Annotated in this window: 18 protein-coding genes and 3 pseudogenes; 11 read left to right on the top strand and 10 right to left on the bottom strand. The window is 67.9% G+C overall.

Going from position 1 to position 18,655, the window contains the following annotated elements; all coding sequences use genetic code 11:
- The first annotated feature begins 1 nt into the window (after position 1).
- Genes ACNQFN_RS09790 through ACNQFN_RS09770 form a run of 5 tightly spaced genes read left to right on the top strand, consistent with a single transcriptional unit; the run spans position 2 to position 5,967 of the window.
- Positions 2-1,012 (top strand): FecCD family ABC transporter permease, encoded by a 1,011-nt coding sequence (locus tag ACNQFN_RS09790; protein ID WP_418648685.1) that lies wholly within the window; start codon positions 2-4, stop codon positions 1,010-1,012.
- A gap of 1 nt (position 1,013) precedes the next feature.
- Positions 1,014-2,093: a FecCD family ABC transporter permease gene (locus ACNQFN_RS09785; RefSeq protein WP_418648684.1), complete on the top strand. Its 1,080-nt coding sequence runs from the start codon at positions 1,014-1,016 to the stop codon at positions 2,091-2,093.
- On the top strand, positions 2,090-2,950 hold the full coding sequence (locus ACNQFN_RS09780; RefSeq protein WP_418648683.1) for an ABC transporter ATP-binding protein: 861 nt from the start codon (positions 2,090-2,092) through the stop codon (positions 2,948-2,950). Before ACNQFN_RS09785 ends, ACNQFN_RS09780 begins: the two co-directional genes overlap by 4 nt.
- Positions 2,951-2,960: 10 nt before the next feature.
- On the top strand, positions 2,961-5,195 hold the full coding sequence (locus tag ACNQFN_RS09775) for a TonB-dependent receptor (RefSeq protein WP_418648682.1): 2,235 nt from the start codon (positions 2,961-2,963) through the stop codon (positions 5,193-5,195).
- 7 nt (positions 5,196-5,202) lie between these two features.
- Positions 5,203-5,967, top strand: coding sequence for a 4'-phosphopantetheinyl transferase family protein (locus ACNQFN_RS09770; RefSeq protein ID WP_418648681.1), 765 nt, complete (start codon positions 5,203-5,205; stop codon positions 5,965-5,967).
- Positions 5,968-6,160: 193 nt separating this feature from the next.
- Here ACNQFN_RS09770 and ACNQFN_RS09765 read toward each other — a convergent pair whose 3' ends face one another.
- Genes ACNQFN_RS09765 through ACNQFN_RS09750 form a run of 4 tightly spaced genes read right to left on the bottom strand, consistent with a single transcriptional unit; the run spans position 6,161 to position 8,972 of the window.
- Positions 6,161-6,502, bottom strand: a complete 342-nt coding sequence (locus ACNQFN_RS09765; RefSeq protein WP_068637643.1) for a YkgJ family cysteine cluster protein — start codon at positions 6,500-6,502, stop codon at positions 6,161-6,163.
- Positions 6,486-7,217: a YecA family protein gene (locus tag ACNQFN_RS09760; protein WP_068637641.1), complete on the bottom strand. Its 732-nt coding sequence runs from the start codon at positions 7,215-7,217 to the stop codon at positions 6,486-6,488. Before ACNQFN_RS09760 ends, ACNQFN_RS09765 begins: the two co-directional genes overlap by 17 nt.
- 58 nt (positions 7,218-7,275) lie before the next feature.
- Positions 7,276-7,956 (bottom strand): tRNA (guanine(46)-N(7))-methyltransferase TrmB, encoded by a 681-nt coding sequence (gene trmB / locus ACNQFN_RS09755; protein WP_418648680.1) that lies wholly within the window; start codon positions 7,954-7,956, stop codon positions 7,276-7,278.
- A complete protein-coding gene (locus ACNQFN_RS09750; RefSeq protein WP_418648679.1) occupies positions 7,953-8,972 on the bottom strand; it encodes a tRNA dihydrouridine synthase in 1,020 nt (339 codons plus the stop codon). Before ACNQFN_RS09750 ends, trmB begins: the two co-directional genes overlap by 4 nt.
- A 156-nt stretch (positions 8,973-9,128) precedes the next feature.
- On the opposite strand from ACNQFN_RS09750, the gene rpmE reads away from it, so the two are divergent.
- Together rpmE and ACNQFN_RS09740 are read left to right on the top strand one after the other, a co-directional pair.
- Positions 9,129-9,347 carry a 50S ribosomal protein L31 gene (rpmE, locus tag ACNQFN_RS09745; protein ID WP_068637635.1) on the top strand — a complete coding sequence of 73 codons (219 nt, stop codon included), beginning with the start codon at positions 9,129-9,131 and terminating at the stop codon, positions 9,345-9,347.
- Between the two features lie 174 nt (positions 9,348-9,521).
- On the top strand, positions 9,522-11,177 hold the full coding sequence (locus tag ACNQFN_RS09740; RefSeq protein ID WP_418648678.1) for an ArnT family glycosyltransferase: 1,656 nt from the start codon (positions 9,522-9,524) through the stop codon (positions 11,175-11,177).
- A 558-nt stretch (positions 11,178-11,735) separates the two neighbouring features.
- On the opposite strand, the pseudogene ACNQFN_RS09735 reads toward ACNQFN_RS09740, so the two are convergent.
- Positions 11,736-11,864 (bottom strand): annotated as a pseudogene (locus ACNQFN_RS09735) (transposase); the annotation flags it as partial.
- A 49-nt stretch (positions 11,865-11,913) separates the two neighbouring features.
- On the opposite strand from ACNQFN_RS09735, the pseudogene ACNQFN_RS09730 reads away from it, so the two are divergent.
- Positions 11,914-12,162, top strand: a pseudogene (locus tag ACNQFN_RS09730) (MFS transporter); the annotation flags it as partial.
- A gap of 111 nt (positions 12,163-12,273) precedes the next feature.
- Here the strand turns inward: ACNQFN_RS09730 and ACNQFN_RS09725 are convergent.
- The 4 genes and pseudogenes from ACNQFN_RS09725 to orn all read right to left on the bottom strand — a co-directional run.
- Positions 12,274-13,815, bottom strand: a pseudogene (locus ACNQFN_RS09725) (prolyl oligopeptidase family serine peptidase); the annotation flags it as partial.
- Positions 13,816-13,827: 12 nt separating this feature from the next.
- Positions 13,828-14,217: a hypothetical protein gene (locus ACNQFN_RS09720; RefSeq protein WP_418648677.1), complete on the bottom strand. Its 390-nt coding sequence runs from the start codon at positions 14,215-14,217 to the stop codon at positions 13,828-13,830.
- A 16-nt stretch (positions 14,218-14,233) separates the two neighbouring features.
- Entirely contained in the window at positions 14,234-14,395 is a 162-nt protein-coding gene (locus ACNQFN_RS09715) for a hypothetical protein (RefSeq protein ID WP_169802976.1), read from the bottom strand.
- 10 nt (positions 14,396-14,405) lie between these two features.
- On the bottom strand, positions 14,406-14,954 hold the full coding sequence (gene orn / locus ACNQFN_RS09710; RefSeq protein ID WP_068637631.1) for an oligoribonuclease: 549 nt from the start codon (positions 14,952-14,954) through the stop codon (positions 14,406-14,408).
- 112 nt (positions 14,955-15,066) lie between these two features.
- Between orn and ACNQFN_RS09705 the strand changes: the two genes are divergently transcribed.
- From ACNQFN_RS09705 to rsgA, 3 genes are read left to right on the top strand one after another with little or no spacing between them, the layout of a single operon-like run.
- Entirely contained in the window at positions 15,067-16,335 is a 1,269-nt protein-coding gene (locus tag ACNQFN_RS09705) for a M48 family metallopeptidase (protein ID WP_068637630.1), read from the top strand.
- Positions 16,336-16,362: 27 nt separating this feature from the next.
- Positions 16,363-16,704, top strand: coding sequence for a cytochrome c (locus tag ACNQFN_RS09700; protein ID WP_217999632.1), 342 nt, complete (start codon positions 16,363-16,365; stop codon positions 16,702-16,704).
- A 41-nt stretch (positions 16,705-16,745) separates the two neighbouring features.
- Complete coding sequence (rsgA, locus tag ACNQFN_RS09695) at positions 16,746-17,663, top strand: ribosome small subunit-dependent GTPase A (RefSeq protein ID WP_068637675.1); 918 nt, start codon at positions 16,746-16,748, stop codon at positions 17,661-17,663.
- Between the two features lie 42 nt (positions 17,664-17,705).
- Here rsgA and ACNQFN_RS09690 read toward each other — a convergent pair whose 3' ends face one another.
- Positions 17,706-18,629, bottom strand: coding sequence for an alpha/beta fold hydrolase (locus ACNQFN_RS09690; protein ID WP_068637628.1), 924 nt, complete (start codon positions 18,627-18,629; stop codon positions 17,706-17,708).
- Positions 18,630-18,655: the final 26 nt, after the last annotated feature.

Raw genomic sequence — 18,655 nt, 5'->3', positions numbered from 1 at the left:
GATGCCCGCGCTTCGCCACGCGGCGGCGGCCGCAGCTACCGCCACACACCCGCTGATCGCCGCCTGCGCGCTGCTGCTGTGCCTGGGCGCGGCCGGCGCGCTGTTGCTGGGCGACTTTCCCCTGTCGGCGCATGCCGTGGCCCAGGCCCTGCTGCCGGGCGCCGACGACAACGCGGCCTTCATCGTCCGCGAACTGCGCCTGCCGCGCCTGCTGGTCGGTGTGCTGGCCGGCGCGGGCTTGGGCATGGCCGGCGCGATCATCCAGTCCATCACCCGCAATCCGCTGGGCGAACCCGGCCTGATGGGGGTCAGCGCCGGCGCCGCGTTCGGCATGGTCGCCAGCATGGTGCTGTTCGACCTGCCCGCCGCCCGCATGCTGCTGTGCGGCATCGCCGGCGGCGTGTTCGCCGCGCTGCTCACCTTCGGCCTGGCCGCCCGCACGCGCCTGCAGCCGCTGTACCTGACGCTGACCGGCATGAGCGTCAACCTGTTCTTCGCCGCGGCGATCACGCTGCTGCTGGTGTCCTCCAGCGTCGAGGCCAACGGCATCTACTACTGGCTGACCGGCAGCCTGGCCAACCGGACCTGGCAGCACGTGCATCTGCTGTGGCCCTGGGTGCTGCTCGGCCTCGCGCTGGGCGCGGCCTGCGCGCGCCTGCTCGATCTGCTGGCGCTGGACGACAGCGTGCTGCGCGCGCTCGGCATGCGCATCGCCACCTGGCGCCTGCTGTTCGGCGCGCTGGCGGTACTGCTGACCGCCGCGGCGGTGGCGGCCACCGGCCCGCTCGCCTTCATCGGCCTGGTGGCGCCGCATCTGGTGCGCTTCGGCCTGCGCCCGCGCGGCGGCGCCCTCGGCCACCGGCAACTGCTGCCCCTGTCGGCGCTGGTCGGCGCCAGCCTGGTATGCGGAGCCGATCTGGTCGCCAATTGGCGCATGGTGCCGGTCGGCATCCTGTGCGTGCTGCTCGGCGGCCCGCTGCTGATTCACCTGATCCGCAAGCAGGAAAACTGACATGGGCACCCGTTCATTCATCGCGTTCGCGGCCCCCACCCGCAGCGCCTCCCCTGCCCGCTGGCGCTTCATGCTGGTCGGCGCCCTCTTGCTCGCCGCCCTGGCCGCACTGCTGGGGCTGTCCCTGCTGCTCGGCGCGGTACCGCTGGAGGCACGGCAGATCTGGCTGGCGCTGAGCGGCGAGGGCGATGCCACCACCCATGCCCTGCTGTGGAACCTGCGCCTGCCGCGCAGCTTGCTCGCCGTGGTGGTCGGGCTGCATTTCGCACTGTCGGGCCTGATCCTGCAGGCGGTGATCCGCAATCCGCTCGCCGACCCCGGCGTCATCGGCGTGTCCAGCGGCGCCAGCCTGGCCATCGTGGCCTTTCTGCTGCTCGCCGACTTCATCAACGCCAGTCTGGGGCACGACGGCGGCCGCCTGCTCACGCTCGCCGGCCTGCCCTTCGCCGCCCTGCTCGGCGGGCTGGGCAGCGCGCTGCTGGTGCTCGCGCTGTCGTGGCGCGCCGCGATCAGCCCGGTGCGGCTGGCGCTCAACGGCGTGGCCGTGGGCGCCGTGCTCAACGCGCTGGTCATGTGGATCGTGGTGGCCTGGGGCGGCGCGCGTACCGAGATCACCGTGATCTGGCTGGCTGGCAGCCTGTACGGGCGCGATTTCGACCACCTCGCGCTGCTGCCGTGGTCCGTGCTCGGGCTGGCGGGCGCCTGGCTGCTGCTGCGCCCGCTGTCGCTGCTGCGCTTCGACGACGACGTCGCCCGCGGCCTGGGCCTGCATCTGCTGCGCTGGCGGCTGGCGGCGCTGGTGGTCGCGGTGCTGCTGGCCGCCAGCGCCATCGCCGTGGCCGGGCCGATCGGCTTCGTCGGCCTGGTGATTCCGCACTTCGCCCGCCTGCTGGTGGGCAGCGAGCTGCGCCGCCTGCTGCCGGTCAGCGCGCTGTGCGGCGCGCTGTTGACGCTGGGCGCGGACATCGTCGCGCGCACCGCGATCAGCCCGCTCGAACTGCCGGTCGGCGTGCTGACCACGCTGATCGGCATCCCGGTCTTCCTGATCCTGCTCCAGCGTCACGCGGGGAGGCAGTCATGACGCTGCATGCCACCGCGCTCAAACTGGCCTACGGCCCGCGCAGCATCGTCGAAGTCACCGAACTGCGGCTCGCCCCCGGCACCCTCACCTGCGTCATCGGCCCCAACGGCTGCGGCAAATCGACGCTGCTGCGCGCCCTCGGCGGGCTGTTGAAGCCTGCCACCGGCCAGGTCTGCCTGGACGGCCGCCCGCTGCCGAACTGGAAACCGAAAATGCTCGCACGGCGCCTGGCCAGCCTGCCGCAGGCGCCTGCGGCGCCGGACGGCATCAGCGTGCGCCAACTGGTCGGCCACGGCCGCTATCCACACCAGGGGCTGCTGGCGCGCCACAACGCCGGCGACGAAGAAATCATCGACTGGGCGATGCAGGCCACCCGCATCGCCCACCTGCAGCAGCGCGCCTTCAGCACCCTGTCCGGCGGCGAACGCCAGCGCGCCTGGCTGGCGATGACCCTGGCGCAGCAGGCCGGCATCCTGTTGCTCGACGAACCCACCACCTGGCTAGACATGGGCCACCAGGCGGAACTGCTGGAACTGCTCGCCGCGCTGCAGCGCGAACACGGCCTGACCATCGCCATGGTGCTGCACGACATCAACCAGGCCAGCCAGTACTCCGATCGCCTGCTGGCGATGCGCGACGGACGCATCGTCGCCGACGGTCCGCCCGCACAGGTGGTCGATGGAGCGCTCACCGAAACCCTGTTCGGCCTGCGCACCGAGCAGGTGTACCGCGATGTGGACGGCCGGCGGGTGCCCTTCTGTCTGCCGCTGCCGGTATCCGCCGCTGCGGACCCGGCGGCCGCGTCCGCAGCGGCCCGGCCGTCACCCACCCATTCCACGCAGTTCGATGAAGTCTGAGAGGTCAATCATGAACATGCCGCACCCCGCCCACTCCCTTCCCGCCCATCGCCGCCATGCGCCCGGCCACGCGCCGCGTTTCACGCCGCTGGCGCTGGCGCTGACCGGCCTGTTCGCACTGGGCACGGGAGCGGCCGCCCATGCCGACGGCGGCGCCCCCGACGGCGAAACCGCCGTCACGCTGGGCACCGTGACGGTGAGTGCCCGCCGCGCCGAGGAACAGCTCAAGGACATTCCCTTCAGCGTCACCGCGATCAGCGGCGAGGAAGCCGAGGCACGCCGCCTGCATTCGCTGGAGGACGTGCTGCGGCAGACGCCCGGCGTCGATTTCGTCACCAACATGGGCGTGGCCAACACCACCCTGCGCATCCGCGGCGTCGGCGCGCTGCAAAAGGTCAGCGGCGACGACACCTCGGTGATCCTCAACGTCGACGGCATGCCGATGTCGGCCTCCAGCGCGACACTGAACGTACTCGACGTGGAACGCGTGGAAGTCCTCAAGGGACCACAGGGCACGCTGTTCGGGCGCAATTCGGAAGCCGGCGCGGTCAACATCGTCACGCGCAAGCCCACGCGCTGGTTCGAAGGCCAGGTGCGCGCGGAAATCGGCGAGGATCACCACCGGCTCGTCGAAGGCGTGGTCAGCGGCCCGCTCAGCGACAGCGTGGCCGCGCGCGTGGCACTGCGTAGCTCCGGCATCGACAACCACATCGAGAACGCGCGCGACGGCAAACCGCTGAACGAGCCGCGCGAACAGACCGGCCGCGCCAGCCTGCTGTGGCAGATCGGCGCGGACACCACGCTCAACTTCAGCGCCGGGCGCGAGGTGCAGAAGCACCGCGACTGGATTTATCTGCTCCACCCCTACGGCGATCCTGCGCAAGTCGACGGCCCGCCGGGCGGCGAATCGAACCGCCGCACGGTCAACCGCTACAACGCCGAACTCAAACACGACTTCGAACACTCGGTGCTGACCCTGCTCAGCGGCTATTCGCGCACCCACCACGACAGCACCACGCCGATCTACGAAGGGCGCACCTACACGCAACTGATCGGCTTCGCCCCCGACGCGAGCTGGAGCAGCGTGGTGCGCGAAAAGGCCTGGAACCACGAAGTGCGCCTGGCTTCGGCGCCGCAGGCACGCGTGTTCTGGGTGGTCGGTCTGAACCGTTACCGCGCTGATCGCTCGCTGGACCGCATCGACTCCTACGATACCTTCTACCCGGACAACCCGACCGCCTCCGACACCTTCCGCGACTTCACCACCGACGCCGACGCGGTCTTCGCCGAAGCGACCTGGCCGCTCAGCGATGCCACCAAACTGACGCTGGGCGGACGCTACACGCGCGAAAAGAAGACCTACAAGGCCCTGTGGATCGCCAGCCCCGACAACAGCAGCCCGATCCGCGAGGCACGCGACAATCAGAAGCTGTCGGACAACTACGCCACCGGGCGCGTCGCCCTGGGCCACGCGCTCAGCCCGCAGCTCAACGTCTATGGCATCTATGCGCGCGGCTACAAGGCCGGCGGCTTCGACGACGAAGGCACCAACTTCACCGCCCTGCAGCCCGACACTCCCTACAAGGCCGCCACCGTGAATAGCTACGAGGCCGGCCTGAAGTTCGAAAGCGCCGACAAGCGCCTGGCCTGGAACACCGCGTTGTTCCTGAATCGCGTCAAGAACGACCACATGCTGATGTTCGACCCCATGACCATGGCGACCAACAAGGACAACCGCGACACCGAGAGCCGAGGCCTCGAAGTCGACGCCCAATGGCGCGCCACGCGCGGGCTCACCCTGTCCGGCGGGGTCGCCTACACGCGGGCCAGGATCAAGGGCACGGGCAGCGCCGGCGCCGCGAGCGACGTGCGCAGCGGCAACGGCGTGCCGGAAGTGCCGCGCTGGGGCGCCACCCTGTCGGCCACCTACGAAACCGCCCTGCCGGCGATGCTCGGCATGGCCAACCCGCGCCTCAACGCCAAGCTCACCAACCGCTACGTCGGCAAGCGGCCGGCCGATCCGCAGAACACCTTCGACCTGAAAGCCTACAACAAGCTCGATCTGCGCCTGGGCCTGCAGCAAGGCGGTACCGAAGTCTATCTGTGGGCCGACAATCTGCTCGACGAACAGTACGACCTGTATGGCTATTACATCGCCCCCTATTTCCCTGGCGGTTCGGACGCCCGCATCGGCGCGCCGGGCCGGGGACGCAGCCTGGGGGTCGGCATCAGCGTAATATTCTGATCACGCCATGATGAACAAGCTGACTATGCCGGCGCTGATGGCTGCTTTGTCGACTTTGTGGGAAGACTTGCCCGGTACAGGAAGAGAGGTGGCTAGATGTAGTGTATCCCTACCAGCGCTGGATGCTTTATTGCACGGTGTGTCACTGGCCGACCTGCATCCCATGATGCCGGCTCGTGCGATTCGGGCGCGGCAATTGTCTTTTCTGGCCGGCAGGCTGTGTGCCGAGCAGGCACTGAGCAGGCTGGGTTGCGTGGCGGCCAACGTTGGCCGCAATGCCGATGGGGTGCCACTGTGGCCAGAGGGTTTTGTCGGCTCTATCAGCCATAGCCCCACGTTGGCGGCGGCCATGGTGGGGCGCAGCAATGGCGCTGGCGGCATCGGACTGGATTGTGAGAATATCGCAACAGGCGAGCGACTAGAAAGCATACTTGCCTTGTGCTGCACCGCCGCCGAGCGTGTGCTGCTACAGCCAGAAATATACCCGGCGCTGGCTACGTTAATCTTCTCTGCCAAAGAAGCCGGTTACAAGGCGATTGCTCATTGGTTAAGCCGTATTCCAGATTTCACTGAGTTCGAGGTCTGTCGCTTTGCGCCAGGCGCCAACCGCCTTTGGCTCGCACCGGTAGCAGGCAACGAATGGCACGGCTGCATCGCCCCGTTTGCTGTAGATTTCGTACTCGGTCCGGATAGCGTACAGACCATAGTAGATCTGCGTGCCTGCCGCCAAAGATGGGCTACCGATCAAATTGCAGATGCGATCGGCGGCTAGATCCAAAGGCCGAACTCCTTGGGAAGGTCGCACCAGGAGCTACCGGTACGCGCGATCCATAAGGCTGCCTCGACGAAGAGACTGTTGCCGGCAGTGTGTTCTGCCGCATAGGCTTAGCACTGCGAAAAGCGCCCAAAAACATCCAGAAAGCCTTTTTATCAGTCATTCGCCATAAATGTTTTCAGCAATGGAATCAACCCAGCGGCGGCAGCCCATGCCGCGCACGGGCGCGGTCGCAGGCGTCCTCGCCGATGCCCAGCGCCGCATAGGGCGCGAAATCCCGGCACGGCGAAGGCCGGCTGGCATACAGCGTACATCGCACCGCCGTGCCGATCTCGCCGGCCAGCGCCACACAGCGCGGTGGCGCGGCATCGGTGCCGCGCATGCGCACCAGCGTGGCGGTGACCGGCACCGTCAGGCCATCCGGAACGCCGCCCGGCGTGATGCTTTCGAGTTCGGAATGGTGGAAATCGACACGGAATGCAGCACAGCACGCGCCGCAACGCGTGCAGTGGTCGTCAGGCTGCCCCACCATCGTCGAGCGCGCCGCAGCACTTCTTGAACTTCTTGCCGCTGCCGCAGGGGCAAGGATCGTTGCGGCCGGGGCCGGCGGCGGCGGGCTCGCGCGGCGCATCCGCTTCGAGCAGTGCCGGCGCCGGAATGCCGGCATCCCGCCAATGCGCATAGATGTCGTTGACCGCTTCGCCCATCGCCCCCAGCCATTCCAGGCGCGTTTCCTCGCCGGCTTCGGCAGCGGAATCCTCCGCCCACGGCGCCAGCACTTCGTCCAGCGTGTCCCGCACGGCGGTGACGGTCTCTTCGTCCAGGCCTTCTTCCCAGCCCTGCGGCCACAGATCCAGGCCCTGGGCGAAGCCTTCCAGCCATTCCTCGCCGACTTTCAGCGTGTCGCCTTCGGCGATGGCGAAGCAGAAAGGCTCCCAGCAGATCTCGTCATCGTCGTCGAGGCCGAGCGTGCTTACCATCTCGTTGTAATAGGCCTTCACCAGGCGGATCGCCCGCTGCAGCCCGCGGCCGCCGCTGAAGCTCGCCTCCTCGCCATGCGCGGACCAGACGTCCGGCAGCCAGCGCTCCACCGGAATCGGCCGCGGCGAGATCAGCACGCCGGCAAGGAAGCCGTCGAGCATCTCGAGGTCCATGCAGTCCTCGGGGACGATGTCGGAGGTCAGCACTTCTTCGAGCGCCTCGAAATCCTCGTCGCTCATCAGATAGGGGTTGTGGGGCTCGGTCATGTCAATTCTCCGGAAATGGCTGCAAGGGTGGCCGAAGCCGCGCCGGACGGCAAGCGAATCAGCAGGGCTCGCCGCGCAGATCGACTTCGAGCCGGTACAGCGTCTGACCGGAATCGCGGTACTTGCGCTCGAAGGGGCTGATCGGCACTTCGGCGGGGAAACTTTCCCACCGTATTTCCCGCCCGAGCGCGATCGACAGCGCCGCCGCCATCTCCTGAATATAGACATCCCAGTTGCTGCGGCATTCCAGCACACCGCCCAGACGCGGAATGAAGGGGAATACCGGATGCGCATGCCAGCGCCGGGCGACGTGGCCGATCTTGGGCCAGGGGTTCGGATACAGGATGTAGTGCCGCGCCAGCCGCAGCCCCGCCTCGTCGAGCAGGCGCCAATAGTCGACCAGGTCGGCGCGGACGAACACCAGGTTGCGCGGCATCAGCGCGTCCGGGTAAGGCTTCTTGCGTTCGAGCCGGTCCTGCGACTGGTCGACGCCGATCACCCAGTGATCGGGATGGGCGCGCGCGATCTGGATGCTGCTGTGGCCGACACCGCAGCCCGCGTCCAGGATCAGCGGCGCCTTGCCATCCCAGCCGGCGAGGCTGAGGTCGAAGGCTTCGCGGTTCCAGGGCGTGATCGGCTTGCGGAAGGGCTCGGCCAGATGCTTGCGCACCAGTGCGTCGAGGCGCTCATGGATGCCATGCTGGGCGCTTTGCGGAATGCGGGAATTGGCGTAGCTCATGCGGTGCTCGGTGGATTGATGGCCGGCGCCGGCACGCCGTGGCGCCGCAGCGCGCCTTCGACTTCGGCCAGCGTGCGCAGGCTGCGGATGGCAGCGAACAACTGCTGCGCCTGCGGATAATTGCGCGCCAGCAGGTGAAGCCATTGCTTGATGCGCCCGGGAGCGTGCTTCGCCTCGACCTTGTGCCTGACGCGCTCGCGGAAGGCGCCGATCAGCGGCAGCAGCGCTGCCCATTCGTGCGCCCGCTCCTCGGCATCGGGCTGTTCCAGCCTGCCGGCACGGATGCGCGCGGCCAGGAAAGGGTCCGCCACCGCGCCGCGGCCCAGCATCACGTCGTCGACGCCGGACACCGCCCGGCAGCGCCGCCAGTCGGCCGCGCTCCAGACTTCGCCATTGGCCACCACCGGCACCGCCACGGCATCGTCGATGCGGGCGACCCACTCCCAGTGCGCCGGCGGGCGATAACCGTCGGCCTTGGTGCGCGCATGCACGACCAGCGTGCCGGCACCGCCTTCGCTCAGCGCCTGCGCGCATTCGATCGCCCTCCCCGCATCGTCGATGCCCAGCCGCATCTTGGCGCTGAGCGGAATCGATGCCGGCACGGCGGCGCGCACGGCAACGGCGATACGGTTCAGTAGCTCGGGCTCGTTCAGCAGCGCCGCACCGCCGCGATGGCGATTCACCGTCGGCGCCGGGCAGCCGAAGTTGAGATCCACGCCTGCCGGTGCCAGGCTGGCCAGCTGCGCCGCGTTGTCGTGCATGCACGCCGGATCGGAGCCGAGCAACTGCACATGCACCGGCGTTCCGCCCTCGGTACGGCTGCCCTGCCGCAGCTCCGGCGCAATGCGGCGGAAGAAGCGCTCGGGCAGCAGCGTGCCGGACACTCGCGCGAACTCGGTCACCACGTGATCGTAGCCGCCCGACGCGGTCAGCGCGGCACGCAGCACGTCGTCGAGCAGGCCTTCCATCGGAGCGAGCAGCAGGCGCAAACCGGTACTTCCTCGAAACGGGTTCATCAGGGGCGCGGCAAGCCGCGTGGGGAGCGGAATTCTAATCCAGACGCGGCCGCAAGCCGATTTCCACTTGCCAGCCATTGCCCAGTCGCGGATAATTCCGCCTCTTTACCACTCAGGGCGGTCACAACCGCCGCCCGCGCGCATCAGGAAGACACCATGAAAGCGGACATCCATCCGAAATATGAAGACGTGAACGTGACCTGCTCCTGCGGCAACACCTTCACCACCCGCTCCACCGTCGGCAAGCCCCAGTACCACGTCGAAGTCTGCTCCGCCTGCCACCCGTTCTACACCGGCAAGCAGAAGATCGTCGACACCGCCGGCCGCGTCGAGCGCTTCCGCCAGAAGTACGGCACCGTCCAGCGCGCCAACTGATCGCGGCTGCACAGCCGGATTCGTGCCCTCCGCTCAGTCGGACTCGCGGCACATCGCAAAAAAGGCAGCCGCGGCTGCCTTTTTTATCGTCGAAACCATCGTTCAGCTCGAGGCCCAACCCGGCTTCGAGCCACCGCCTTTGCCTGCCGGAGCACTCCGCCCCACAATGCGCGCATGATTCGAGAATCCGAAACGTCCTCCCTGTTGCAGCGCCGTATCTACGGCACGCTCGGCATCACGCTGCTGGTCGGCCTCTACCTGCTCGTCGGCCTGGCCGGACACGATCCCTGGCGCGGCGACGACGCCCGCCATTTCGGGCCGATCCTGAGCATGCTGCAGGGCGAAGGCTGGCTGTTCCCGATGCTGGCCGGCGAAGCGCTGCCCGACTATCCGCCGCTGTATTACTGGACCGGCGCCCTGCTGGCCTGGGCCAGCAGCGGTTTTCTCGCGCTGCACGAAGGTGCCCGCCTGGCGAGCGCACTCTTCGTCGCGCTGGGCGTGTATTTCTCCGCCCGCACGGCGGAAGCGCTGTACGGCCGGCCGGCGCGCACCCCCGGCGCGCTGCTGATGCTGGGCGCGCTCGGCCTCGTTCTCCACGCTCACGAAACCCAACCCCTGCTCGCCCTCGTGGCAATGGTCGCGCTGACGCTGCGCGGCCTGTCGCGCGTGCCGCAATCCCCTCTCAGCGGTGCCCTGCTCGCCGGCCTCGGCAGCGCCCTGGCCTTTCTCGCCGCCGGCCTCGGCGGGCTGCTGCTGACCGCACCGCTGTTCCCGCTGATCATGCTGTTCAGCAGCGACTGCCGCAACCCGCGCGCCAGCGGCGCCCTGCTGCTGGGGCTGTGCCTCGCCCTCACACTGTCGGCGCTGTGGCCGCTGGCCGTCCATCTCCACCAGCCCGAGCTGCTGAACCTGTGGCTGCGCACGGAATGGGCCCGTCTCGGCAGTTCGCCGCTGGCGGCCGGCGAAATCGTGCGCGGGCTCGAGCTGTTCGGCTGGTTCACCTGGCCGCTGTGGCCCATCGCGCTGTGGAGCCTATGGCGCGGCCGACGCACGCTGGGCGACCTGCGCTGGCTGCTGCCGGGCCTGAGCGCGCTGCTGATGATCGCGGTCTTCGCCGCTGCCGGCGACCTTTCCCAGGCCGCAGCACTGCCCATCCTGCCCGCCATGGCACTGCTCGCCGCCGGCGGCGTGCCCAGCCTGCGACGCGGCGCGGCCAATGCACTCGACTGGTTCTCGCTGATGAGCCTGGCGGTGTTCGGCATCCTCGTCTGGCTCGCCTGGTCCGCCCAATCCGCAGGCTGGCCGCCCGGCCTCGCCCGCCACGTCGCCCGCAACGCCCCCGATTTCGTGCTGCCCGATCCGGTCTTCCAGGCCGTGCTCGGCGCGGTGATCAGCCTGATCTGGATCGCCCTGCTGTGGAAGCTGCCGCGCTCCAGCTCGCGCGCCCCCGCCAACTGGGCCATCGGCCTGACCATGCTGTGGTGCCTGGCTGTGGTACTGCTGATGCCCTGGTTCGACAACGGCCGCAGCTACCGCGAAATGGTTCGCTCGCTCGACATCGCCGTCACCGGCGAACGGGAAACCAGCCCCGGCGCCTGCATCGCCACCACCGGCCTGCCGGCGCACGTGAAAACCTCGCTCGACTATTTCGCCGACCTGCGCACCGAACGCATCATCGACGACAGCACCCCCTGCCCGCTGCTGCTGATGATGGATGATGCGCCCCTGAAGACACCGCTCGCCCCCGAATGGCAGGCCGTGTGGGAATTCCAGCGCGGCGCGGGGCGGCGGGCGGAGCATTTCGTGCTGTTGAGGCGGGAGCTGCCCTGAGAGGGGAAACGTGCACCTACCCTCCGCCGCTTCGAGGCTTGCGCCACCGGGTGCCAGCCTCCAAAGTCGCTGCTGCCGGCCTTGTCCGCCGGCGTGAATGACGTGCTTCGGCTTTGATCGGTATCAGCCTTCTTGAAACCGGCGTGCCCCTTCGGCTTCAAGCCCCTGACCCGCTCCCTCTGTAGAACGGCCAGGGTGCCGCATCCAGAGTTGCACTTCATGGGCTTCAAGCCACGCCGGCTGATGCAGCCCCTTGTCCGCATGGCAGACTTTTCGATGATTTTGTAAATAATTCTCGATTACATATAAAATCCGCAGCCTATGCGGAACAGCGTCGCAACAAACCCAAGGACTGGACGCACCAGCCTTTCCCCCACCCTCTTCTTCGATCGACTCTAGGAGCGTGGCGGTAGAAGATTTCGACTCGATATTTCCGCCAAACCGAGGGGTCAATGACCACGTCCGGGGTCTGGCATGCGCTTGATGTGGCTCGCCGGTCACTTCGATACCGCCCCATGCACTCGCGCGGCGTTTCTGTGGGCTCCCCACGCGCCCTGATCAGGCCGCAACCCAGCCCAATCGATGCATTCGGCGCAGGTTCGACGCCAGACACACCAGGTTCCACTCACCGTTGACCGGTGCCAGCCCGCGCACACTGAACTGCCTGAACCCCATCGCCTGCTTGATCCAGGCGCTATTCACGGTTGCGTTGCTGGGCATCACTGCCGGCGTGCAGATGAGCGACATGGGCCTGCAGGCCATCTCTCTCTCCGCCATCCAGAGCAGCTTCGGCGTCGGCGATGCCACCCTGGGCGCGCTGCAGGGGCTGGCAGGCGTGCTGGTCGGCAGTGCGCTGGCCGTGCCGCTGGCGCGTTTCGCGGATCGTTTCTCGCGCAAGGGGGTGCTGCTGTGCCTGATCCTGGCATCGACCGCGATGATGGTGCTGAGCGCGCTCGCGCCCAATTTCCCGCTGTTCTTCATCGGGCGCTTGGCAGCAGGCATCACCGAGTTCGCGATGGTGCCGCTGGTGTACTCGATGATTCAGCACCAGCACGGCCGGGTTGCCACCCGTGGCGTGGTGGCGGATGTTCGCCACCAGTTTCGCCGGCTCCCAGTAGGGCACGCGGTCGTCCTTCAAGCCGGCGGTGCACAGCACCGGCGGGTAGGCCGCCGGTTGCACGTTCTCATAGGGCGAGATGCCGGCGATGTAGTCGTAAGCCTGGGGATCGGCGAGCGGATCGCCCCAATCCGGACGCAGCAGCGGCACCAGCGGGTGGTCGGCATCACTCATGGTGTTGAGCATGTCGACGAAAGGCACCTGCGCGATCACACCGGCCCACAGTTGCGGCGCCATGTTCATGGCGCCGCACACCAGCAGCCCACCCGCCGACACGCCCTGGGCCACGATCCCGCCCGGCGCGGCATAACCGATCTCCCGCAGATGCCGCGCGCAGGCGATGAAATCGGTCATCGAGTTGCGCTTGTTCATGCGGCACCCGTCCCAATACCAGCGCCCGCCTTTTTCCGCGCCGCCGCGCACGTGCGCGATGACATAGCGAAACCCGGCATCGACCAGCACGGTCGCGGGCAGGGAGAAACGCGGCTCGCTGGAGATGCCATAGGCGCCATACCCGGTGAGCAGCAGCGGCAGCGGCTCAGCCACCGCCGCATCCCGGCGGGAAAGCACCGTGATGGGGATGGTTTCCCCATCGTCTGCGCGCGCGTGCAGGCGCTCCACCCGGTACGCCGCGGGGTCGAAGCCGCTCAGGCGCTCCTGCCCGAAGACCGTGCATTTCCCATCGGCAAGGCCGACGTCGATCCAGCGCGGCGGGCTGGCCGGCGCCTGGTGCACGATGCGCACCTGCCGGGCCTCGTAGCGCTGGGCGGGGGCGAGTTCGATGGCGTAGGCCGGTTCGTCGAAAGCGACCGTCACCTCCTGGCCGCCGGCCTGCATCAGCACCAGGCGATGCAGGCCCTCCGCGCGTTCGAGCCGTACCAGTACGTCGGCGAAGGGCAGAACGGCGACGATCGGCACACCGGCACGGTGCGGCACCAGTTCGCGCCGGACGGTGAAGGTCGTCGGGTCGAGGCTCAACAGCTTGCGGTCGATGGCCCCGTCGGCGTCCGTCAGCATCAGCAGCGCGTCGCCCCACTCATCCACTTCGTAGCGGATGCCGCGCTGGCGCGGCTGCACGATGCGCGCCGGGGCGGTTTCGGCATCGGCGGCGATCAGGCGGACCTCGCTCACGTCGGGGCCGCCGAGCGTCAGCGCGACGAAGCCGCCGGCCGCCGTGCGGGCCACCTGCATGAAGATGGCGGGATCGTGTTCCTCGTACACCAGCACCGCCTCGCCGCCCTCTACGGGCGAGCGATACAGGCGCGCCGGGCGGCTGTGCGCATCGCGCCAGATCCAGAACAAATGGCGGGACGACGGCGAGAAGGTGAAACCGCCATAGCCGAACGCATCGGCCCGCACCACGGTGCGGACGATGCCGCTGTGCAGGTCGAGCAGGCAGATGCGGTGGCGATCGTCGCCGACCACGTCCTCCGCCCAGGCGAAGTAGCGGTCGTCCGGGCTGTGCTGGTGACCGGTGGCGCGATAGTAAGCGTGGCCGCGTGCGCGCTCGGCCTCGTCGAAGAGAAACTGTTCCTACCCGTCCGGCCCCGCACGGGAAAAAACCCGGTGCGAACGGCCGGCGGGAAGCCTGAAGCTGTAGCACCAGCCTTTGTCCGATCTGGGCAGCGGTTCGCTGATCTCGGGCGCCCTGGCCGCCATGCGGGCGCGAAACTCCTCGATGCCGGGCCCCAGCGGACGCAGCACCTCCCGCGCATAGCTCATCTCGGCTTCCAGGTGTTCGCGCAGCGGCGGGGGCAACTGCTCCAAGGTGCGCGAGCCGGACTGCGGGATGAATTTCATCCAGGCATAGGCATCGATGCGCGTGCGCCCGAGCTGCCGGATCTCATGTTCCTCGCGCGGCGCCAGCGGCGGAGAAATTTCAGGCCAGGGAGCTACGGGCCCGGATGACGAGGCAAGAGACATGACCGGATCGCTCCACTCACCCATAAACCATGCACATTCCCGGCAGCGCGACCGGTGCGGCGAAGTACCCCAGCACCGAAAAGAACAGGCTGACCGCGATCAGGATCAGGATCAGGCGACGGTGGCGACGCCAGAAACGCCGCCCCCCATCCACGATGATGCCGAAACGGTGCTTCACGCCCGGACTTTCAATCCAGCCGCAGGAAAGTATCGCGGTAATGCCGCAGTTCCGCGATCGACTCCTGAATGTCGGCCAGCGCGGTATGCGCACCCGCCTTCTTGACTCCGGCATACACTTCCGGCCGCCAGCGCTTGGCCAGTTCCTTCAGCGTCGATACATCCAGGTTGCGGTAGTGGAACCATTCCTCGAACTGCGGCATCCAGCGCGCGAGGAAGCGGCGGTCCTGGCATACCGAGTTGCCGCACATCGGCGAAGTCCGCGCCGGCACCCATTCCTTCAGGAACGCGAGCATGCGTGCTTCGGCTTCGGCCTCGGACACGGTCGAGGCGCGCACGCGGTCGATCAGGCCGGATTTGCCGTGGGTGTTCTTGTTCCAGTCGTCCATCGCGTCCAGTACCGAATCGGGCTGGTGCACGGTGATCACCGGGGCTTCGGCAATGGTTTCGAGCTTTTCGTCGGTCAGGACGATGGCGATCTCGATGATGCGATCGCGGTCCGGTTCGAGGCCGGTCATCTCCATGTCCAGCCATATCAGCGTATTCGGGTCCTGTGCCATAATCCGTGCGCCTTCCTGTCGTGTTCATGCGAAACATTAGAGGGCGCGATTGTGTCATAGAACGGGCCTGCACCCCGCCGCCCCGCCCTCCTTACACACCGACGACCGCCCCATGCAAGCCGATACCCTTTCTTCCCTCGCCAACGGCCTTGCCGTCCTCTTCGTCGCCTTGCTGCTGCTGAGCCTGGCCGTCAGGACGGGCCTGATGCGCCGCCAGATCAACCACGTGCAGGCCTGCCGCGACAGCGTTCCGCCGGCCTTCGCCGAATCCATTCCGTTGAGCTCGCACCAGCGCGCGGCCGACTACACCACCGCACGAACGCGGCTGAGGATGGCCGAGATCGCCGTCAGCGCGGCCTTCGTGCTGCTGCTGACGCTGGGCGGCGGCCTGCAGGCGATCCACGACGCCTGGTCGGCCGTGCTTGCGCCCGGCGGCATCGCGCACGGCGTCGCCCTGCTCGCCGCGCTGGGCGTGCTGGGCTGGCTGGTGGACCTGCCCTTCGTGCTGCTGCGCACCTTCGTCATCGAGAAGCGCTTCGGTTTCAACCGCATGACGCCGGCGCTGTTTGCCGCCGACAGCGCGCGCGAGGCGGTGCTGGCCGCCGTCATCGGCCTGCCGCTGCTGGCCGTGCTGCTGTGGCTGGCATCGGCGATGGGCAGCCTGTGGTGGCTGTGGGTGTGGGTTTTCTGGATGGTGTTCAACCTGCTCGTGATGCTGGTGTGGCCGACTTTCATCGCGCCGCTGTTCAACCGTTTCACGCCGCTGGCGGACGAGGCACTGAAGGCCCGGGTCGAAGGCCTGCTGGCGCGCTGCGGCTTCAAGTCGCAGGGCCTGTTCGTCATGGACGGCTCGCGCCGCTCGGCCCACGGCAATGCCTATTTCACCGGCTTCGGCGCCTCGAAGCGGATCGTGTTCTTCGACACCCTGCTCGACAAGCTGAACGCCGATGAAGTCGAGGCGGTGCTGGCACACGAACTGGGGCATTTCCGCCACCGCCACATCGTCAAGCGCTTCGCCATCATCGCCCCCGCCAGCCTCGCCCTGCTCGCCCTGCTCGGCTGGCTGGCCGGGCAGCCCTGGTTCTTCGCCGGCCTCGGCGCCGAGGCGACCGACAGTGCCACCGCACTGGCGCTGTTCTTCCTGGCGCTGCCGGTGTTCACCTTTCCGCTGGGGCCGCTGATGAGCCACTGGTCGCGGGTGCACGAGTTCGAGGCCGACGCCTATGCCGCACAGCAAACGCGGGCAGCCGACCTCGTCAGCGCGCTGGTGAAGCTGTACCGCGACAACGCCTCGACGCTGACGCCCGACCCGCTGTATTCGCGCTTCTTCGATTCGCACCCGCCTGCGGCAATACGCGTCGCCCGCCTGCAATCCCTGTAGCCCAGCCCCAACCGGAGGAGACGAAAAATGAACACCCGATCACTGCTTCGCATCGCCCCGTTGAAAGGCGCCACGGCTGGCCTGCTAGCTGCCGCAGCGCTGTCCGCAAACGCAGACCCCTTCCCCGACGGCGACCCCGTCGAGGGCAAGGCGATGCACGCGAAGCACTGCGTCGAATGCCACGCCAGGCAATTCGGCGGCGAAGACGGCGCCGAGATCTACACCCGCTTCGAGCGCCGCGTCACCACCGCCAGCGCGCTGGCCCAGCAGATCACCACCTGTACGACGATGCTCAATCTCGACCTCTTCCCCGAGGACGAGCAGCACCTCGCCGCCTACCTCAACCAGCACTACTACAAGTTTAAGTGAGCCACGGAAAACAGCAGCGCAAGAAGGGCAATGACGCCACGATCGACGGCCTCATCGTCGCCGCCTTCGGCCGGCACTACGAAGTCGCCACCACCGAGGGCCGGCTGCAATGCTACACCCGCGGCAAGAAGAGCAGCTTCGCCTGCGGCGACCGCGTCCGCATCACGCCGGGCGGCGACGGCCAGGGCGTCATCGACTCGCTGGTTTCGCGCCGCAACCTGCTGTGGCGTTCCGACGCCTTCCGCGAGAAGCTGATCGCGGCCAACCTGAGCCACATCCTGATCGTCGTCGCCACCGAGCCGGGCTTTTCCGATCTGCTGGTGTCGCGCTGCATCGTCGCCGCGGAAAGCCAGGACATCACGCCGATCATCGTCCTCAACAAGGCCGACCTGGGCGACAGGCTGGATGCGGCGCGCACCCAGCTCGCGCCCTTCCGCGCCCTCGGCTACGAAGTGATCGAAATTTCCGCCCTGCAGGGCGCGGCCGGCCTGCGCGAGCGCCTGGCGGGCCTGCAGTCCATCCTCGTCGGCCAGTCCGGCATGGGCAAATCGACGCTGACCAACGCGCTGATCCCGGACGCCCAGGCTGCCACCCGCGAAATATCCGAGGCGCTGGATTCGGGCAAGCACACCACCACTTTCGCCCGCTTGTACCCCCTGAGCGCGCCGCCCATCGACGAAGCAGAATCGGAAGAAGGTGCAGGCTGGCTCATCGACAGCCCCGGCCTGCAGGTGTTCGGCCTCGCTCACGTGAGTGCCGATGAACTGGCCGAGAGCTTCATCGAGTTTCGTCCGCTGCTGGGCCAATGCCGCTTCCGCGACTGCCGGCACGAAGCCGAACCGGGCTGCGCCCTGCTCGAAGCGCTGGCCGGCGGCCGCATCGCGCCGCGCCGCTTCGAGCACTATCGCACGATCCGCGCCGAGATCGCCGAAGCGAAGCGCCTGAACCCCGGCTGGTAAGGCACGGCGGCCGGGCGCGGCGGAGCGCACCCAAAGCCGCCGTCAGCTCGATTTCAGGAAGTCGCCGACGACGCGGATCTGTTCCGGATCCATCAGCATCGGCGCATGGCCCACGCCTTCGAACTCGACGATCTTCGCGCACGGTCCCCGCTGTGCCATCGCTTCCAGCGTCGATCGTTCCAGCAGGTCGGATTCGGCGCCGCGCAGGGCCAGCGTCGGGCAGCCGATGCGCTCGTACACCGGCCACATGTCGATGTCCTCGGTCGCCGGCGTGGCGCGGAAGACCTCGCCGATCGCCGGATCGTAGATCATGACGAAGCCGCCATCCGGCCCCCCGACCGGGCGCACCGAGTAATTGGTCAGATGGCGCCACTGCTCGTCGGTCAGCGGCCCGAACGGCGTGCTGACCTCGCGGATCCAGGCTTCCGCCTCTTCCATCGTGGCGAAGCGCGGTGCCGTGCCGACATAAGGGCCGATGCGCTGCAGCGACACCGCGGTGATCAGCGGGCCGACGTCGTTCAGCACCAGCCGCCGGATCGGCGAGTGCGGCAGGCTGGCGACCAGCATGCCGATGATGCCGCCCATCGAAGTGCCGACCCAATCGACCTGCTCGACGTTCAGGCGTGCGATCAGCGCGATCATGTCCGACACGTAGAGCGGGAAGCCGTAGTCCTCCTTCACGCCCAGCCAGTCGCTGCGCCCGCGTCCGACCACGTCGGGGCAGACGACGCGGAAATCGTCCGCCAGCGCCTGCGCCAGGTCGTCGAAGTCGCGTCCGTTGCGCGTCAGCCCATGGACGCAGACCAGCACGCGCGGATTGTCTACGTCGCCCCATTCGGTATAGGCCATGCGATGCAGCCCGTGCGGGCCGATGCATTGCACGCGGCGCTCGCGCACGCCATGTTTCGGGCGGCGCGGCGGGGTCGGCGCTTCGAATGCGCGGCTGAGTTCGGAGAACAGGGACATGATGGGCTCCTCGGATAGTCGCTTCC

Origin of the sequence: Thauera butanivorans (assembly GCF_048398245.1) — a bacterium.
Lineage (GTDB): Bacteria > Pseudomonadota > Gammaproteobacteria > Burkholderiales > Rhodocyclaceae > Thauera > Thauera butanivorans.
Note: the sequence above shows the minus strand (reverse complement) of the source record. Positions and strands in the feature narration are given on the sequence as shown.

What these genes read in the sequence shown, in the direction of transcription:
- ACNQFN_RS09790 (WP_418648685.1), top strand. Translation starts at nt 2, where the DNA reads ATGCCCGCGCTTCGCCACGCGGCGGCGGCCGCAGCTACCGCCACACAC.
- ACNQFN_RS09785 (WP_418648684.1), top strand. Translation starts at nt 1,014, where the DNA reads ATGGGCACCCGTTCATTCATCGCGTTCGCGGCCCCCACCCGCAGCGCC.
- ACNQFN_RS09780 (WP_418648683.1), top strand. Translation starts at nt 2,090, where the DNA reads ATGACGCTGCATGCCACCGCGCTCAAACTGGCCTACGGCCCGCGCAGC.
- ACNQFN_RS09775 (WP_418648682.1), top strand. Translation starts at nt 2,961, where the DNA reads ATGAACATGCCGCACCCCGCCCACTCCCTTCCCGCCCATCGCCGCCAT.
- ACNQFN_RS09770 (WP_418648681.1), top strand. Translation starts at nt 5,203, where the DNA reads ATGATGAACAAGCTGACTATGCCGGCGCTGATGGCTGCTTTGTCGACT.
- ACNQFN_RS09765 (WP_068637643.1), bottom strand. Translation starts at nt 6,502, where the DNA reads ATGGTGGGGCAGCCTGACGACCACTGCACGCGTTGCGGCGCGTGCTGT.
- ACNQFN_RS09760 (WP_068637641.1), bottom strand. Translation starts at nt 7,217, where the DNA reads ATGACCGAGCCCCACAACCCCTATCTGATGAGCGACGAGGATTTCGAG.
- trmB (WP_418648680.1), bottom strand. Translation starts at nt 7,956, where the DNA reads ATGAGCTACGCCAATTCCCGCATTCCGCAAAGCGCCCAGCATGGCATC.
- ACNQFN_RS09750 (WP_418648679.1), bottom strand. Translation starts at nt 8,972, where the DNA reads ATGAACCCGTTTCGAGGAAGTACCGGTTTGCGCCTGCTGCTCGCTCCG.
- rpmE (WP_068637635.1), top strand. Translation starts at nt 9,129, where the DNA reads ATGAAAGCGGACATCCATCCGAAATATGAAGACGTGAACGTGACCTGC.
- ACNQFN_RS09740 (WP_418648678.1), top strand. Translation starts at nt 9,522, where the DNA reads ATGATTCGAGAATCCGAAACGTCCTCCCTGTTGCAGCGCCGTATCTAC.
- ACNQFN_RS09720 (WP_418648677.1), bottom strand. Translation starts at nt 14,217, where the DNA reads ATGTCTCTTGCCTCGTCATCCGGGCCCGTAGCTCCCTGGCCTGAAATT.
- orn (WP_068637631.1), bottom strand. Translation starts at nt 14,954, where the DNA reads ATGGCACAGGACCCGAATACGCTGATATGGCTGGACATGGAGATGACC.
- ACNQFN_RS09705 (WP_068637630.1), top strand. Translation starts at nt 15,067, where the DNA reads ATGCAAGCCGATACCCTTTCTTCCCTCGCCAACGGCCTTGCCGTCCTC.
- ACNQFN_RS09700 (WP_217999632.1), top strand. Translation starts at nt 16,363, where the DNA reads ATGAACACCCGATCACTGCTTCGCATCGCCCCGTTGAAAGGCGCCACG.
- ACNQFN_RS09690 (WP_068637628.1), bottom strand. Translation starts at nt 18,629, where the DNA reads ATGTCCCTGTTCTCCGAACTCAGCCGCGCATTCGAAGCGCCGACCCCG.